21 protein-coding genes are annotated in these 15989 nt (G+C 33.8%); 10 read left to right on the top strand and 11 right to left on the bottom strand.

The window, feature by feature from the left end; genetic code table 11:
* Positions 1-208: 208 nt before the first annotated feature.
* Complete coding sequence (locus tag ACFPM4_RS14800) at positions 209-415, bottom strand: helix-turn-helix transcriptional regulator (RefSeq protein ID WP_382353242.1); 207 nt, start codon at positions 413-415, stop codon at positions 209-211.
* Positions 415-810, bottom strand: coding sequence for a hypothetical protein (locus ACFPM4_RS14795; protein WP_382353239.1), 396 nt, complete (start codon positions 808-810; stop codon positions 415-417). The genes ACFPM4_RS14800 and ACFPM4_RS14795 overlap by 1 nt, the downstream gene beginning before the upstream one ends.
* A 241-nt stretch (positions 811-1051) precedes the next feature.
* Here ACFPM4_RS14795 and ACFPM4_RS14790 point away from each other — a divergent pair, with 241 nt between their 5' ends.
* Positions 1052-1249, top strand: coding sequence for a hypothetical protein (locus ACFPM4_RS14790; protein ID WP_382353236.1), 198 nt, complete (start codon positions 1052-1054; stop codon positions 1247-1249).
* A gap of 68 nt (positions 1250-1317) precedes the next feature.
* Here the strand turns inward: ACFPM4_RS14790 and ACFPM4_RS14785 are convergent, their stop codons facing one another.
* Positions 1318-1746 (bottom strand): YhfM domain-containing protein, encoded by a 429-nt coding sequence (locus tag ACFPM4_RS14785; RefSeq protein ID WP_382353233.1) that lies wholly within the window; start codon positions 1744-1746, stop codon positions 1318-1320.
* A 172-nt stretch (positions 1747-1918) separates the two neighbouring features.
* On the opposite strand from ACFPM4_RS14785, the gene ACFPM4_RS14780 reads away from it, so the two are divergent.
* Positions 1919-2437: a GNAT family N-acetyltransferase gene (locus ACFPM4_RS14780; RefSeq protein ID WP_382353230.1), complete on the top strand. Its 519-nt coding sequence runs from the start codon at positions 1919-1921 to the stop codon at positions 2435-2437.
* A 113-nt stretch (positions 2438-2550) separates the two neighbouring features.
* On the opposite strand, the gene ACFPM4_RS14775 is transcribed toward ACFPM4_RS14780, so the two are convergent.
* Together ACFPM4_RS14775 and ACFPM4_RS14770 are read right to left on the bottom strand one after the other, a co-directional pair.
* Positions 2551-2757, bottom strand: a complete 207-nt coding sequence (locus ACFPM4_RS14775; protein WP_382353227.1) for a hypothetical protein — start codon at positions 2755-2757, stop codon at positions 2551-2553.
* 400 nt (positions 2758-3157) lie between these two features.
* On the bottom strand, positions 3158-3448 hold the full coding sequence (locus ACFPM4_RS14770; RefSeq protein WP_382353224.1) for a hypothetical protein: 291 nt from the start codon (positions 3446-3448) through the stop codon (positions 3158-3160).
* 296 nt (positions 3449-3744) lie between these two features.
* Here ACFPM4_RS14770 and ACFPM4_RS14765 point away from each other — a divergent pair, with 296 nt between their 5' ends.
* The 5 genes from ACFPM4_RS14765 to ACFPM4_RS14745 all read left to right on the top strand — a co-directional run bounded on the left by ACFPM4_RS14765 (position 3745) and on the right by ACFPM4_RS14745 (position 7414).
* A complete protein-coding gene (locus ACFPM4_RS14765; RefSeq protein ID WP_382353221.1) occupies positions 3745-4194 on the top strand; it encodes a DUF5946 family protein in 450 nt (149 codons plus the stop codon).
* A 194-nt stretch (positions 4195-4388) separates the two neighbouring features.
* Positions 4389-5657: a DEAD/DEAH box helicase gene (locus ACFPM4_RS14760; protein WP_382353218.1), complete on the top strand. Its 1269-nt coding sequence runs from the start codon at positions 4389-4391 to the stop codon at positions 5655-5657.
* A 17-nt stretch (positions 5658-5674) separates the two neighbouring features.
* Positions 5675-6280, top strand: coding sequence for a branched-chain amino acid aminotransferase (locus ACFPM4_RS14755; protein ID WP_382353215.1), 606 nt, complete (start codon positions 5675-5677; stop codon positions 6278-6280).
* A gap of 69 nt (positions 6281-6349) precedes the next feature.
* The gene (locus tag ACFPM4_RS14750; protein WP_382353212.1) at positions 6350-6724 is read left to right on the top strand and encodes a nucleotide excision repair endonuclease; all 375 of its coding nucleotides are present in this window, start codon (positions 6350-6352) and stop codon (positions 6722-6724) included.
* A gap of 252 nt (positions 6725-6976) precedes the next feature.
* Entirely contained in the window at positions 6977-7414 is a 438-nt protein-coding gene (locus ACFPM4_RS14745; protein WP_382353209.1) for a YhfM domain-containing protein, read from the top strand.
* A 135-nt stretch (positions 7415-7549) separates the two neighbouring features.
* On the opposite strand, the gene ACFPM4_RS14740 is transcribed toward ACFPM4_RS14745, so the two are convergent.
* Positions 7550-8833 (bottom strand): histidine--tRNA ligase, encoded by a 1284-nt coding sequence (locus ACFPM4_RS14740; protein ID WP_382353206.1) that lies wholly within the window; start codon positions 8831-8833, stop codon positions 7550-7552.
* A gap of 398 nt (positions 8834-9231) precedes the next feature.
* On the opposite strand from ACFPM4_RS14740, the gene ACFPM4_RS14735 reads away from it, so the two are divergent.
* A complete protein-coding gene (locus ACFPM4_RS14735; RefSeq protein ID WP_382353203.1) occupies positions 9232-9360 on the top strand; it encodes a hypothetical protein in 129 nt (42 codons plus the stop codon).
* 132 nt (positions 9361-9492) lie between these two features.
* On the opposite strand, the gene ACFPM4_RS14730 is transcribed toward ACFPM4_RS14735, so the two are convergent.
* Positions 9493-10404 (bottom strand): DUF2628 domain-containing protein, encoded by a 912-nt coding sequence (locus ACFPM4_RS14730; RefSeq protein ID WP_382353200.1) that lies wholly within the window; start codon positions 10402-10404, stop codon positions 9493-9495.
* Positions 10405-10581: 177 nt separating this feature from the next.
* Here ACFPM4_RS14730 and ACFPM4_RS14725 point away from each other — a divergent pair, with 177 nt between their 5' ends.
* The gene (locus tag ACFPM4_RS14725) at positions 10582-11163 is read left to right on the top strand and encodes a DUF5067 domain-containing protein (RefSeq protein ID WP_382353197.1); all 582 of its coding nucleotides are present in this window, start codon (positions 10582-10584) and stop codon (positions 11161-11163) included.
* A 216-nt stretch (positions 11164-11379) separates the two neighbouring features.
* On the opposite strand, the gene ACFPM4_RS14720 is transcribed toward ACFPM4_RS14725, so the two are convergent.
* From ACFPM4_RS14720 to ACFPM4_RS14710, 3 genes are all read right to left on the bottom strand, one after another.
* Complete coding sequence (locus tag ACFPM4_RS14720; RefSeq protein WP_382353194.1) at positions 11380-12135, bottom strand: SIR2 family NAD-dependent protein deacylase; 756 nt, start codon at positions 12133-12135, stop codon at positions 11380-11382.
* A 181-nt stretch (positions 12136-12316) separates the two neighbouring features.
* Positions 12317-13099, bottom strand: coding sequence for a hypothetical protein (locus tag ACFPM4_RS14715; protein ID WP_382353191.1), 783 nt, complete (start codon positions 13097-13099; stop codon positions 12317-12319).
* Positions 13092-13631: a sigma-70 family RNA polymerase sigma factor gene (locus ACFPM4_RS14710; protein ID WP_382353188.1), complete on the bottom strand. Its 540-nt coding sequence runs from the start codon at positions 13629-13631 to the stop codon at positions 13092-13094. The genes ACFPM4_RS14715 and ACFPM4_RS14710 overlap by 8 nt, the downstream gene beginning before the upstream one ends.
* Before the next feature lie 175 nt (positions 13632-13806).
* Between ACFPM4_RS14710 and ACFPM4_RS14705 the strand changes: the two genes are divergently transcribed.
* A complete protein-coding gene (locus ACFPM4_RS14705; RefSeq protein ID WP_382353186.1) occupies positions 13807-14691 on the top strand; it encodes an AbaSI family restriction endonuclease in 885 nt (294 codons plus the stop codon).
* A gap of 455 nt (positions 14692-15146) precedes the next feature.
* Here ACFPM4_RS14705 and ACFPM4_RS14700 read toward each other — a convergent pair whose 3' ends face one another.
* Positions 15147-15989 carry an HNH endonuclease gene (locus tag ACFPM4_RS14700; protein ID WP_382353183.1) on the bottom strand — a complete coding sequence of 281 codons (843 nt, stop codon included), beginning with the start codon at positions 15987-15989 and terminating at the stop codon, positions 15147-15149.

Below are 15989 nucleotides of genomic sequence, written 5' to 3'. Positions count from 1 at the left end.
TGAATTTAGTTCCAATTCCAAGCACTTTCTTTTCTTTATGTCACTTTTAATTTGTTACAAAAAACTGTCCTGTATTAAACGAAGAGCATTAGCGAACCAGTGATTAACATTGTAACCGTTATTCCTAAAGTTATTATTTGTTGAGTTTTATTCATTTTGCGGTACAAATATACGAACATCTATATTACCTCCTTCCTTAAACGAGCAGTTATTGGAAATCACTTTCTTCAAAAATAAATAAATCTTCTACAGTTGTGTGGAACTGGTGAGCGATTTTAACAGCTAATTTTAAAGAAGGATTATACTCACCTTTTTCTAAAAAGCTAATGGTTTCTCTTCTTACTCCAACTGCTTTTGCAAGATCTAATTGAGTCATATTATGCTTTGCTCTGTATTCTTTAATCTTTGTCTTCATTATTCTAAGCCTTTCTTATTCTTGGTAAAAACCCAAGATATAAATAGGGTGGAAACCATCCCAATTAATCCTAATAATAAAATGTCATCTTTGTTGAAGTATTTTTGAAAAGCAAGTAAAGCAATCCATATAAATAAGGAATAAAAGTATGCTGTTCCTGCTGAATGTAACTTAATTTTTTTAGAACGTTCATCTTCAAATGTGATACCTTGTTTTAGTTCAGAGAAAAGTCTTTTTAAAATGATTGATATCAATCCAATAAAACTTACTAATCCAATTAATAAAAGTGATGCTGATAAACTGTCATTATTTCGAAATAATGAAACAGCTTGATATAACATTCCGAATACAACACCAAGAGAAGTAACTACTAAAAGTAATATTTTAATGTTCAAAATAAATGACCACCCAACGTTAGAAATATACAACATAATATTAGAAATATATAACAATATATTAGAAATATATAACATAATTTTAAATGTGTCAATCCTATTCATGGCTCAAACTGTACCAATACTCAGTCATTCAAATAACTAATTGATTCTTAATGAGAATATGATACAAAATTCGGAAATTTTTGTTATAATTGGATTAACTAATATACAAACTAATTCAATGGTTGGAGGGGGAATAGTGAATAATACTTTAAAAATTGCTATCGGACATATTTTGGGGATCATTATCGGAATACTTGCAATGAGTTGGTTGGGGGATAAAGAAGTAGATTGGCTGCTTATGATTAGTTTAATTATAGGTGGTATTATAGGAATACTGATTGTATCAGGAATAATGAACTATAATAAAAAACCGAAGGATCGCGTCAATGAATAATTGCACAAGTATACGCAAAAATAGAACTTCCAGATAATCGGAAGTTCTAATTTTTTCCCTATAAGTCGTTATTTTAGGTCTGACAATTTTTCACCCGTAAGTATTTCAAATAGTTCTGCTGACTTATCCGTATCTAATTGAGTATATTTACCCTCAGTGTCTTTAACGAGTTCCACTTTATCTTTGTTCGGACTTATCCAAAGTTCATATGTTACTGCTTTTGCATCTATATCAGGGTTTTTAAATTGAAAAACAAATCTGTAATCAGCAGGGCGCACCATATCTACTTGAGCATTTCTCCAGTTAATATCCTTTATAATATCTTTCACTTTTTGAACTTGCTCACTTTCTGTGATTTCTTTAAAGTCTTCATAATTATATTCAACACCAATACGCTTTTGTACTTTTATAAATTGTTCTTCATTTACTTTTGTACAACCAAATATAAAAATTGAAATTATCCCAATAAAAGCAATTAAGTATTTAACATTTTTCAAGGATATCTCCTCCTTCAACATTAGACGATTTTAATTTGAAAAAGTCTCAAATTTTTCCTTTTAGACCATTAATTTTGGCTAAACTATCCATTGAAAACCTTCAATCCAATTTATACCTTTTTTACTAAATGAGATAAAATAAAAAAATGAAAGATTATATGGGGGAAACCAATTGAATATCACTACAGACAGGTTGTTAATAAGAAGATTTACATTTGACGATTGGCAAAGTGTATATAGTTACACAAGTAATCGTAACGTAATGGAATACATTCCGGAAGGTGTTTTTACCAAAGAAATGGCAAAGAAATTTGTAGAGGAAAACAGCGGTGATGATGCGAAAAATTACGCTGTGTTGCTACGAGAAGAACAAACGTTGATTGGTCATATTGTGTTCCATCCGTATTTTGGCAATCATACATATGAGATTGGTTGGGTGTTCAATCCTGCTTATCAAAATAAAGGATATGCATCGGAAGCGGCTTATTCCGTGTTAAAACATGGTTTTGAAACAATGAATCTACATCGAATAATCGCAACGTGTCAACCTGAGAATACTCCATCATGGAGAGTGATGGAGAAGATAGGTATGAGAAGAGAAGGGTACTTTAAAAAATGTATACCAAACGGAAACGAGTGGTGGGATGAGTATTATTATGCGCTCTTACAAGAGGAATGGAAATTGTTATGAACTCCCAATGGATGGAAATTTGGTTACAGCTAAAGTCTAAAAACTGTTTGAGTAACTTAATATGGTATAAACAAAAAAGGGACATCGCTATTGATATCCCTTTTGCTGATTGGTTAATTATTTTCACCAGTGATTTTCGTTGCTTGAGTACCATTGCTAATGTATGTTGGCGCTACTTCCTCTGGGTTATTAGTAGAATTAAAATCTTCTTGAAGGGCAAGATTCGCCTCTTCTGTAGTGTTAGCACCCTTTTTGTACGGGATTTTATTGTCGCTATTCATGATTTCGTTCAATTCAATGTTTGCGTTCGCTGAGTTCATAGATTCATCTTTTCTCATTATTATCACCCCTTTATTACTGTTTAGTATGTAATAAAGAGGCGGGAATATTCGATAAATAGATGGGAGGAGGACTTTCACTAGTATATAAACCCATTGCGACAGAACTACTCCTTCTTCATTATCCCTGCTTCTTGAAGTTTTGCTAATAGCTTGTTAAAGTCTGCTACTACATCGGGTAGGGTAGTGGCAGTAGAATCAGCTTGGTGTTCTATTTGGAAACTAACCTCGTCGGGTTGTATTTTTACTAAAGTTCCTAATCCTGAAAATAAAGTTTTTAAATTTTTACATCACCCTTCTATTAAAAGCATTTTAATTTTCAAAGATAACAAACTGACACCCTGACTCAGATCTAAAGTCACAAGGGGGCGGACGTAATTCATCAATTAGTATCTATATCATTTTTTATAGGTTGTTCTTCGAGAGCGTTTTCAAACCTAATCGGATGTTTAACACCTAACTTCATCGCAGTTTTGTATTGTATTTCTATCAATTCAGAGAATCCGATAAACAACAGACCAGATAAAAAGCCAGTCATCCACCATTGTAACACGATAATCCATTCTGTTTCATATGACTGGCTTCCTAGTATATAACCGATTACAGCACCTGCAATAATAACGATGATACCCATGTTGAATATTACTTTAGCAATTCTGTTCTGATGATACAAATGAACCATCCTCTCCATTTCTTTTAACCTAGCACATTCGTCATTGTGGAGCAAAAATCCTTTTTTTATTTTTCCGTTTTTTATGTTTAGTAACGTTATATGGAAAAATGTCAAGCTTACTTTCCATTTCCGTTTTGGGAATTGGTTTTTCACAGGGATAGTAGATGGAAGGAACTTTTATATGGGAAGCATGTGGTCAAGTTAAAAATGGCTACATGAAAATTATTGACCTTTACGTAACGTAAAAGGTTAAAATGAAAATTCACTTACTTATTTTAGTGGAGGGTTTGTTGGCTATGGTTGATAATAATACAGTAATGGAGTCTGGAAAATGCGTGGAATGTGGAGCTAGTGAAAAAGATGGATATACCTGCTACGAAATGTTTCAATTTCCTTTAGTGTGGGAACATAACGATCCAAGATTATACGATTTACATTTTTGGCTTGTTTCTTGTTATATGATTCAACATCCATCCAACTACACAAAGAACGGATATGAGGCTATGATAAGCTTATTTAAAGATGCATATGACAATCATTGGAGTATCGATTATATACTGAAGAAAAATAAAGCACTCGTTTCCAATATTGCTAAAATAACAAATCCACTACCTAGCAAGCAAAGAAATCGTGTACTTAGAAGGTGGACCATGACCATTGAAGATATTTATAGTGGTGGAGAAAGTAATGCGATTCATAACATCCATTTGTGGAAAGAAACAATAAGAAAAGAAATCAACATTTAAAGAACTTCAAACTTACGGAAGTTCTTTTTTTGTGTTTGGATATGTTGAAAAAGTGAAATGGTTATAATGAGTAATCATTAAGTTCAATTTCAAAATAAATATTCCAAATCACTCTGTAAATACTAACCAATATGCTATAGTAAATAAGCCTTTACACAATTAAAACGGTATATAAGAAAAGAGACGTGATGATCTTGCCTGATTTTTTACAACTTGGTATTCGAAAAGAAATTAACTATACATTAAAGTCATTAGGAATGGTAACTCCTACCCCAATTCAAGAACGGACGATTCCTGCCGTTCTGGAGGGGAAGGATGTCATTGCCAAAGCGCAAACGGGGACAGGAAAGACGTTGGCTTTTGTGCTGCCTATTTTAGAGAAAATTGATGTGCAAAGTTCGGATGTACAAGCCCTTATTTTAACGCCAACAAGAGAATTGGCGCAGCAAATCTCTAAAGAAATTAAGAGAATGATCGAGAACGTAGAGGGTATAAATGTACTAGCGGTGTACGGTGGACAAGATGTCGAGCACCAATTGAAAAAGCTAAGAGGTGCACAGCATATTGTCGTGGCCACACCTGGACGTTTATTAGATCATATTCGTCGTGGAACGATTGATCTTTTATCGGTAAAAATGTTCGTAATCGATGAAGCGGACCAAATGTTACTGATGGGCTTTCTTCCAGAGGTAAATAAAATTATTGATGAAGCACTTTCTTCTCCGCAAACAATGCTATTCTCTGCGACGATGCCACATGAAATTACAACGCTTGCTCAAAAATACTTGGTGGAGCCAGAGATCATTGAAGTGAAAGCGAAAAAAGTAACGGTGGAAGTGATTAAACAGGTTGTGATTGAAACAACGGACCGCAGGAAACAACAAACATTATTCCGCTTGCTCGACGAACATCGGCCATTTTTAGCAATTATCTTTTGTCGTACGAAACTCCGTGCCAGCAAACTGCACGAAGCGTTGATTTTGAATGGCTACAATTCTGACGAGTTGCATGGTGATTTATCTCAAGCAAAACGTGAAAAAGCGATGAAACGATTCCGTGAAGCGAAGACGCAGTTTTTAGTGGCGACAGACGTGGCTGCTCGTGGACTGGATGTAAAAGGGGTGACACATGTCTACAACTATGATATACCTCAAGATGTGGAGAGTTATGTGCACCGAATTGGACGAACAGGCCGTGCTGGTGGCGATGGTGTTGCCTATACATTAGTAGCTCCAAAGGATCTTGATTTCCTTCGAATGATTGAAAAAGGGATTCAGCAAAAATTGGAGATACAAGTGATCAAAGGAGTTAGTATTCCTGATCGCGAGGATTATGAGAGAATGGGGACGAAGAAGCATTCTGGAAAACGCTCGGAAGACCGCAAACACACAACACCTATTACAGGTAAAAAATATAACCGACCAAGATCTAATCCAACAAGAAATAAAAAACGTTCGCGCTAAAAAAGGAGGAGAACACTTTGTTGCAAAAACAAATACAACAATACATTTCAAAACAAGTGAATGAAGGAAAAGAGCTGGAAGTATATGCAGAGGAAAAAGCATATATCGAGAAACAAGGTCTTGCAAATGACGTGACATTAATCGAAAAAGATCCGACTACTCGTTTTCAAGATGCTTACATAGAGAGATGTGATAAAGAAACAGAAGAAACACTTTCGGAAGAATCATTCGCATTTTTACAACAGCCAATTGACTACCTGCAAAAACATAAAAATGAATTTCTCTACTTAGAATCGAACTGGTTGGAAGTCATCGGCGTCGATGGGATTACGTTTGAAGTGAATGATGTATTTGGAACGTATGACGTCATGGTAGGATTGAAGTTGCAGAAGAAGTTTGACGCTACACTTAAAGAAAACTTGCGCAGTGAATTACAAGGTGACGAAGTGAGATTTGAACTGATGTTTAATCAAAATGATGGCGTATGGGACTTGAATTTCCCATTGGATTATGTGGACGGGTTCCAAGCGGAAATGTCATTAGAGGAAGCGTATCGGTTAATTTATCGCTTTTTATTTACACTAGTAGAGAAAGTAGAAAATAGGAGCCAGGAAGCGAATTAACTGTTAAATCGCATTTTATTGCTACATATGATAGCATGTATCTCTATACAAAAAAGGACGTGGACAAGCATGATAAAAATTACGATACCAACACCAGATATAACCATCACACAAAGGAAACAAACACCGAAAGAAAATGAAGTCGAAATCAAAGATATTTATGGCTTCATTGATTTTCACAAAATACCACGAGACAAAGGTGGCATCTTCTTGTTTTTTAATAAAAACGACGAGCTGCTCTTTGTTGGAAAAGCACGCAAAATCCGCCAAAGAATCAAAAAACATTTTGAAGACAATGTTTCACCAATGAAAAACCACAGAAACGAAGTCTACAAAATCCAAGTTTGCGTAGTAGAAGACCCAATGGAACGCGAAATTTACGAAACGTATATTATTAACGAACGTAAAGCGAAGTATAATGTGGAGAAGGTTTTTTATAAATAAAGAGAAAAAGTGGACCGACATAATGAAGTCGGTCTTTTTATATTTGAGTTGGTGATGATTGTGAGAGCGACTGAAATTCTTAAAGCTATTCAAAAACTAATCCAGCAGAGAAACATCGATTACGCGAATATTTAATCGAGGTATGACTGTATCAAGATTGACTGGAACCGATCTATTGCGGGTGCAGAATAGTTAAACAAAGAATTGTAACAATCCTGTTAGTCAATCCGTCTTATAATTGAGGTGAATTTGATGAAAGGGCTGTTTGTTTTAATTCTCGCAATTGGACTTAGTTTAGTTGGATGCAGTCAAGATGTATCAATTAGTAATCACGAAAAAAACAATGCAACAAAAGGCAATGTTTTTAGCACTTCATGGGACGGTAATCCCGTAATTGTAAAACAAAAAAACTTCGATGGTGATTACGAAATAGTTAATGAAATAAATGATAGTGAAGAAGTAAAAAAAGTTATAGAGGCTTTGGGAAATGCGGACTGGAAATGGAATGTCTATGTAGATATACTTCCCCCAGATTATAGTTTCACTTTGAATTCTTACGAACACAGTGTTTGGATAAATGAAGAATATGAAAGATTGGAACTTATAACTCAAGGACAAGCAAATTATGGAACTTTATCTAAAGCATCTTCTGAAATTATATTTGAAATCTTGACAGGTGAAAAATTTTAACGGGAATGAATATCGTTATTACAAGTTATTAGTTTGAACTTTTCTTTAACTATAGTGTGCTTTAGTTGAAGAAGACATAAAAAAAATCAGAACATCGAAGTTCTGATTTTTTTCATAACAGAGCCATTTTAAAACTTATTTATACTGAAATGATTCCATTCTTTCTTCTCCAGAAAACATATCTTTCACTTTAAATTGTTCATTTTTCACTTCATTCTCTCCAATGATTACAACGTTGCGAATCTTCTCTTTGTTTGCTTTATCAAGCGCTTTTGATAATTTCTTATTACTCATTTCATATTCAACTTTATAGCCTTTATTTCTTAAATCATTTGCTACTAATAATGCTTCTTTTTGTGTACCTAATGGAACTACATAATAATCTACATTGTGGTTCTCATATATTTCTTCCTTGGATGAACTGATTGCGGTAAAAATTACATCCAAGCCAAATGATATTCCTACTGTTGAAATGTTTTCATTATTACCAATCAGACCACCAATTGCATTATCATATCTCCCACCACTACCGATACTGGATTTAATAGATTGATCGGATAAGAATATTTCATAAATGGTACCCGTGTATATCTCTAATCCTCTTGCTAAGAAAGGATTAAATACACACTGCTCCTTAATATTTAGAAATTCCAAATATGATTCAAGTTCACGTAATTCATGTAAACCCTGTCTTACTTCTTCATTTTTCTCTGCATATGAATTGAAATAGGAGAGACTTGAGTTATCATCATCTGTTAAAAAATGTTCGATTAACATTAATGTTGCATTTGATAAACCTTGATCATTAAGCTCAGATAAGACCGCGTCTTTACCAACTTTTTCTAGTTTATCAAGAATTAAAACTACTTTATTTATCTTCTCTGATTCTGTCCCAAATACACGGAGCATCCCAGTAAGTAATTTGCGATTGTTGTATTGGATAGTCACCTGTAATTGAAGCTTTTTAAATGCATCAAAAGCCATCAACATTAATTCAGCCTCAGCTAATTGTGATTCTACACCTACGATATCAACATCACATTGAGTAAATTCTCGAAGTCTTCCTGTTTTAATTGGTCCATCTCTGAAAACTTTGCCGATTTCATATCGCTTGAAAGGCATTTTAAGTGTTGGATTCATCGCAACCACTTTTGCAAACGGAATAGTAAGATCATAGCGCAATGCTAAGTCTCTTTCACCTCTATCCGTTAATGTGTACATTTCTTCTAATATTTCAGCTCCACCACCGTACTTCGAAGCAAGTAATTCAGTATAATTTAGAATCGGTGTTTCTAGTGGTTTATAACCGTATTGAATGAATACATCTACTATCGTTCTTTTAATGTCTCTTCTTACAACTTCTTCATTCGGTAAGTAATCTTGAGTACCTTTTACATTTTGATAATTCATTTTTCTCATTTTCCATTCCTCCATATGTAAATAAAAATAAAAAACCGCACTTGAATTAAGTGAAAAAAACTTAATCAAATACGGTTTAATGATAAATAGCCATCCTATTAATGATTTTTTAAAAAATCTAATAGCACGGCTAGTGAATATGATGATGTAGTTGTGAGAGCGATATAATTGTATCTGCTAAAGAAAGCATAATTCTCACCTCATATAGTTCAATACAATGTAACATATTGTAAAGGGAAGATACAAGCCTTTTTTTATATACTTAGGATGTTGACTCCATTAAAACGACATTATAAATTTTCAATACAAATATATATTAAAAGAAAATAAACTGCCTTACCCGAGATGTTGTTGCGACTGTAATCTGATATAATTTTTATAATAAGGTGGTGTTACTTATGTTAGAAGAAAGAGAAAATGCACCAAAGAGAAAATTTGCTTGGGCAGATAAATGGATTAAGATGACAGGTGAACGAGCAAGAATTGATGCAAAAGTATCGTGTATGAGAAAAATGGTAAGTTGGTAAAGGAATATCCAAATGGTGATATTGTACCTTTGAATAATGATGGTGATTCCTATGCATAAACATGAACCAATCTCTAAATGCGATAGGGATTAAGGTGAAGGTAGTTTGTACGTCATCTCCTATGACTACTGACTACTTCTTACTATTTATATATTCATAAAAATATTCCCATCGATTTAGTGGTTGTCCGCTAACTGAAATGAAAACTACGTTAAATTGATGACTCTCATAAAATAATTCAAACTGGACCATTACTTCTTTATTGTTATGAGGGATTCTTCCGTTAAACTCAACAATAATATTCTCCTGTTCAGTCTTAAAGAAATCCCATTCAGTATCAAGAAAATTTTTATCCAGCTGTTCTCCAATTGTTCTTTGATCATGGGCAGTAAAATAGCTATTCTTAATAAAATCTACTGGATCGGCTGCATAATAAGGAAATATGATAAAAGCTAAAAAGTTGAGTCCAAAAGTAATTAATATTGCATAAAGGATGCCTTTTAGACTTTTTCCGCCGGTAAATTGTAAATCAACACTATTAATGGATTGTTTTTTATTTTTTAGTTTTAATATTTTGTTTGTAGCATGAATAAAATACAACTTGTTCCCTATTATTCCTAAGATAAAAAAGGAAATAATTCTAAAAATGATGTGCAATGGATCCATTTCACCATAGTAAATCTTTCCGTTAACGTAGAAAACTACCTGAGCCAGAATTGGAATCACGGACATTATTACAACATACAAATACATTTTTCGATAACCTAACCATAACGATCCAAAAAATGCAGCAAATAAGTTCCAACTAATTAGTGGTACCTTACTATTTTGATTTATTTTCCATTTTTTAAAATAGTAATCCTTATCGTTGTTAAGAAAGTGGCCAAGTTCTGTTTTGGTAATGGTAGCATTATTGGAAATTTCTTTAGTGTAATTAGAATAATGATGAGGCTTGAGCGCTTCAAATTCTCTCACTTTGTAACCACAATTAGAGCAGTACTTGGACTGGTCTTCTATCTTATATCCACATTCGCTGCAAAACAAAAAGAACCTCCTCACTTTCTAATTGATTTGCATATTATATTCCCCAGGTATGAGAGCATTATGTTGTAAGAAAGTGTGCGTTGTTCTTTCATTTTGGTAATTTTGTAATAATAGCTTTCAGGTTGTACATATTAAAGGTCATACCATTAATTATTGTACAGTTTAAGGAGGCTAATAATGAAAAAGTTATTCTTTCTAATGAGTACTTTGTTATTGAGTCTGTTAGTAGCATGTGGAAATGATGATTCAAATGATACCAGCAATAATGTTAATGAACAAAACGATGTAGAAGAAAATAGTAATAATCAAGAAGAGTCCAAAGAACAGGAAAATAATGTTGAAGAAGATGCTAAAGGACAGGGAGTAAGTGATACTGGTTTTGACAATGGAAAGTATGTATATGAAATAAAAGAGATTGAACAAATCACAGACAAATTTGGAGATGTTCAGATTTTAGCAGTAGAACTAGCATTTACTAATAACACTGATAAACCTAAAAGTCCTTGGATGTCTATGGGATTATTCGCAGAGCAAGAAACAGATGTTACTGTTGAAACATTAACTGGGGCAAATGGTCGATTCCCTGATGATTACAAACCAGATTTGGTCAAAATGGGAGATGCTGATATAAAGCCAGGTGCAACTGTAGATGCGGTAATCGGATTTGAAATTCAGTTTCCTGGTAAACCTGTAAGATTATATAATTTTAGTGTGAATGATGAAAAGCTATTTGAAAGAATAGTTGAAACCAAAGAATAACAGATAAATGAACTCTTTATCGTGTGATAATTTAAAAATTTCAACTTGAACACGTTATAATTTAATTACTTGCTCGTAAGCCTCAAAGTGTTTACGAGCAAATTTTATTAATGTTAGGTCGATTGATAATTCTTGTTCATCATATCAATGAGGCTAGTATTTCGCGAAAGATACTTTAACATTTTAGAAGGGACGTTTCAGTACAATCCAGTTATTTTAAAACGGATCAATCTTCTTCAACGCTATTCCAATATCTTCTTCAATTTTAAGAATGGAAGGGTCATTATCATAGGTAGTGTCACCCTTATTAATAATTAACACCTTCGCATTTGGATTGCGATAATTGATAAAAAAGCTAAACGGGTACACGCGAAGGGAAGTACCTAGGACGAGTAATAATTCTGCTTCGTTCACTATGTCATACACCTTTTTAGCGTGGTCACCTTGCATCCATTTACCGGTTTCATTATATAGGACAATATCAGGTTTTATATAACGCCTTGTAGAGGAAGGGCCACAATCGCATTCCCAGAACTTATCTTTCATGCTCTTCCTATTCAACAGTTCTTCTACCGTGTACTGTTTTCGACACTTCGGATTATTGCATGTAGCGGTAGCCATCGTACCATGATATTCGATGACTTTTTCGCTGCCTGCTCCTTGATGGAAGCCATCGATGTTTTGCGTAATGACATAATCAACGACCCCAAGTTTTTCCCACTTAGCTAGTATTTTGTGCGCATCATTAGGCTGTGCTTCTGGAACATAAAGATACTTCTCAAAAAAATCATAAAAAACATCCGGATAATCAAAAAAGAATTCCCTCGAAAGGATGGTCTCTGGCGCTAGATTAAACAATCCTGTCTCCGAACGGAAATCAGGGAGACCTGACGCAGTACTAATACCTGCCCCTGTAAGAACAGTTATCTTCGAGTTTTCAATTAACTTTCTGTATTTATCCATATCATTCATTTTTGTACACCTCTTATTTGGCTTTCTATTTATGTAAAAACAAAAGATAGGAACCTTGTGATTACCTATTACTATACCAAATAAAACGGGTTATTAAAGGGAGGAGGTCTTTCGATGCTTAAAAGTCCTGTTACAAAAGTGTAAGAGGACTTTTTTGTGTGGTTTAGTAGCAAATATTCTCCTATTTAAAAACATCAAAAACTGTACTCTCACCATTTTCATAATGATAAAGAACGATTTGTAAGTTTTTCATATTCCAGTCTGAGGACCTTACATACATAAATGAATGTTCAAATTCTACAATGGTGTTACCCGTTAGATAGTTTAGATCGAAATATTTATCGTATTCTTCATTATATCCATGCGTTTCAATATTCGCAGGACTAAACAAATGTGTTGGCTGTTGTGTAGTTTCTTTGATAACTCTCGTATTAATATCGTACTGATGTGTAAATTCGAATTCATTCGACATATCATCATTTCCAATATAGATAGTGGTACCATCTTCAGATACAGATGCCAGCATCATAGAGATGCCATAAGGCTTTATATGCTCGTATGAAATTCGGTTCGTTACTTTGGAATCTTGTGTATTATAGACGATAACTCCAAATGTTCCCTGCATAACAGCTATTTTGTGATCGGCATATAAGAGACGAGGCATTTCCGCGCCAATATTCATAGATTCAATGTCAGACAAGTCTACAGGTAATGTGGAATTATTATGCCCCTGTACATTATGATTGTTTTCTGTACCGACCAATGTATCCTTTAGAAAAGCTCCGCCTAATACAAGAAAGATAATGGCAGCTGAAGCTAAAACTGTCCAATAGGTAAGATTAATCTTCCTAGGTGTATTGTTACCTTGGTGAATTTTTCGCAAAATCTTTTCACTATCTTCATTTGAAAATGTAATATTTTCATTTAAATAACTCTTCACGATTTTCTTATCGAAATTATTCATGTTTGTTCCTCCTTTCCAGTTTTTGTTGAAGAGCTTCTTTCCCTCGCAAAAGTCTTGATTTAACTGTATTTATACTAATATTTAGGACTTCACTAATTTCTCTCATGCTCAAATCCTGAAAGTAAAATAAAATGATAACCTCTTTATATTTGGGAGAAAGACTAGCAACTTGTTCAATTATTTCTTTAGAATGTTGTTGTTGTATAAATTCATTTTCAGAAGATGGACTTGCATTCACCGGTCGAATTTCTGATTTATAGATCAGGTTTTTAATGCTCCAACGCTTATGATGATCTTTGCATTTATTAATGGTGATTCGAATTAGCCAAGTTTTATAACTAGCTTCATGCCGAAACTTATCCAAATGTTGATAAAAAGCAATAAACACTTCCTGAATGATATCTTCACATTCAGCACGATCATTCACATACAAATAGGCAATCTGCTTTAACTCTGTCCCATACTTCATCATTATCTGATGCAACAGGGCATCTTTCGTAATTTCTATATCTTCTTGTTCTGGTCTAAACACCTGCGCACCTCCTTCATAAGATTAGACGAATGGTAGGATGGAATTGACCCGTGGATATTTTGAGTTTTCTTTTATCGTAACCTAGGTAGTTCTTGAAGAAATGTTAGTTTGTGATTTGCTTTATTATATAATAGTAAACTAGTGGTATTAGTAAAGTCAGTAAGGGGGATTAACAATGAATAAACGTGATTACTTAGTAAAAACATTTTCCCGTACAAAAAGAAAAGACTATGAGAATTATATATTAACTGCCATATGGCATAAGTTAGATAATATGGAGCTAAAACCAGTTAGTCAACAATATGTAAAACGGAATGATGGTAAACATGCTCTAATGGATCTTTATTTTCCACAATTACATATAGGGATAGAAGTAGATGAAGCTTATCACCAAGCTGTTGTTGAAGCTGATAAATTACGTATGGATGAAATTATATCTGCAGTTAGTGAGGAAGCAATTGAGGACTTTGAAATACTTAGAATCGATGCTAGTAAATCAATAGAGGAAATTAATAGTAGAATTAACGAGGTTGTTGGGATTATTAAGCAAAAGGCCTCAAAAACGACTCTAAAGTGGAGGACATATGAAGAAGAGTTACAAATGATGAAAAAGCAAGACTACCTATCCATTTACGATGGCATAAGCTTTAAGGATATAAAAGATATTGCGAATACTGTCTTTGGTAAGAATGCGAAAAGATATCAACTAAGTTGTTTTAGAATAATTGATAATACGTGGTTATGGTGTCCAAAACTATCAATTACTATTGATGGTGATACTAAATCAGCAGCTGCTGGTTGGCTGAACCATTTAGCAGAAGACTGGTCATATATTGACGAATCGCATCAAAATCAAGAAATGCTTGAAAACAGAAAGAAAACATTAATGGAAGAAATCAATCAGGATCGGAAAAGAGCGGTTTTTGCAAAATATAAAGATAATCTTGGATTCAATAGGTACAGATTTGTAGGAGTTTTTAAGTGTATAGGACTATCACCTGAAGATGAGAGTTGTGTTAGGTATATAAGAATAGATGATAAGGTGGAAGTTGTGAAGTGAGTTTGAAATTATGCTGCTACAGATGTGGCTATTAATGGACTCAATGTAGGGGAATATCACATTTCTACAACAATGGTATTCCGCATGATATAGAAGCTGTGTTATCGAATTGAGCCAACTTAACCTGCATACTGTCTTGTATTTTAAGAGGGATTTTATAATGTGTTCCCCCATAGATTAAGAGGTTTTGTGAACATAATAGTTGCAAGTACACCATATGTTCGTTCCTACTAAAAAATTAAATCTACTTTCCCACAAGGAACTCATATACGTTCTAATAGTGGCACTTTTCGGTGAGACAAAGTAGTGCTTCATTGAAATGTAGTGGAAGAGGCTCCTCAATGACTTGCTACAATAGGGTATCTATTAGTAGAAAAGGAAACTTCGAAATAATAAAAAGCTTGGCTTAAAGCCAAACTTTTTAATTATGAACTGTATAGATTTTTATAGAACTATTATAATAGAGCTCCAATTGTACAATACCATGAATCTAAAGCAAGCGCTTGGTACAGTGCTGTTTTCCAAGAATTCTTATTGTTTTTAGCACAACTTTCAGCAATATCCTCTAGATGTTTTTTTACAGCCTGGGGACCGGCATCTCTTAGAATTTTATCCATTAAAAAAGCTATATCTGATAATTCACTTGCTGCTTCAGAGGCATATAGGTCACCTAGTTCGTATTGTTGAAAATGATATTTAACACGTTCTGCGAGTATAGGTGAAGCGTTTGTAGGAGCCTCAATATAATAACTAATAGAAGGAGGATTAGTTTTGTTAACACGACCATATAACCATTGTTGATCATCAATGTTGTCAAAATATGGGTGTAATGTCTCTTCCTCACTTTTAGTTGGAAAAGAATTGCTCTTTATGAAATTACAATCCTTACACGCAGGAACTAAATTAACAGGAGAAACCACTAAAGATGGATAATCACTTTTAGCTAAATAATGATCAAGTGTACTAGAGGGGCGTTGCCCACAAAAAGGGCACTTGTCATTACCCAGAGGATACCTTAATTTCTCGTAATATGTCCTACCAGGCGAGTTTTTTGGAACCATTCTACGCGTATAGATTTTCTCCATTTCTAATTTGGAAACATTACCATTTACTACAGATTTCTTTGGAAATAGATGTAGTTGAGCATTGCTTGCTTTAATTTCGTAATCTAAAGAATCTTGAACTACCTCTGACAAACAGTTCTCTAAACGTTTTTTAAGTGCACTATCTCTAACTCTACTAATGGAGGTTTGATATACATCACCAGCTGAGAAGGTTGGTCTTGGAAGAGTGCGCAT

Origin of the sequence: Lederbergia graminis, assembly GCF_042655485.1 — a bacterium.
Taxonomy (GTDB): Bacteria; Bacillota; Bacilli; order Bacillales; family Bacillaceae_C; genus Lederbergia; species Lederbergia graminis.
Note: the sequence above shows the minus strand (reverse complement) of the source record. Positions and strands in the feature narration are given on the sequence as shown.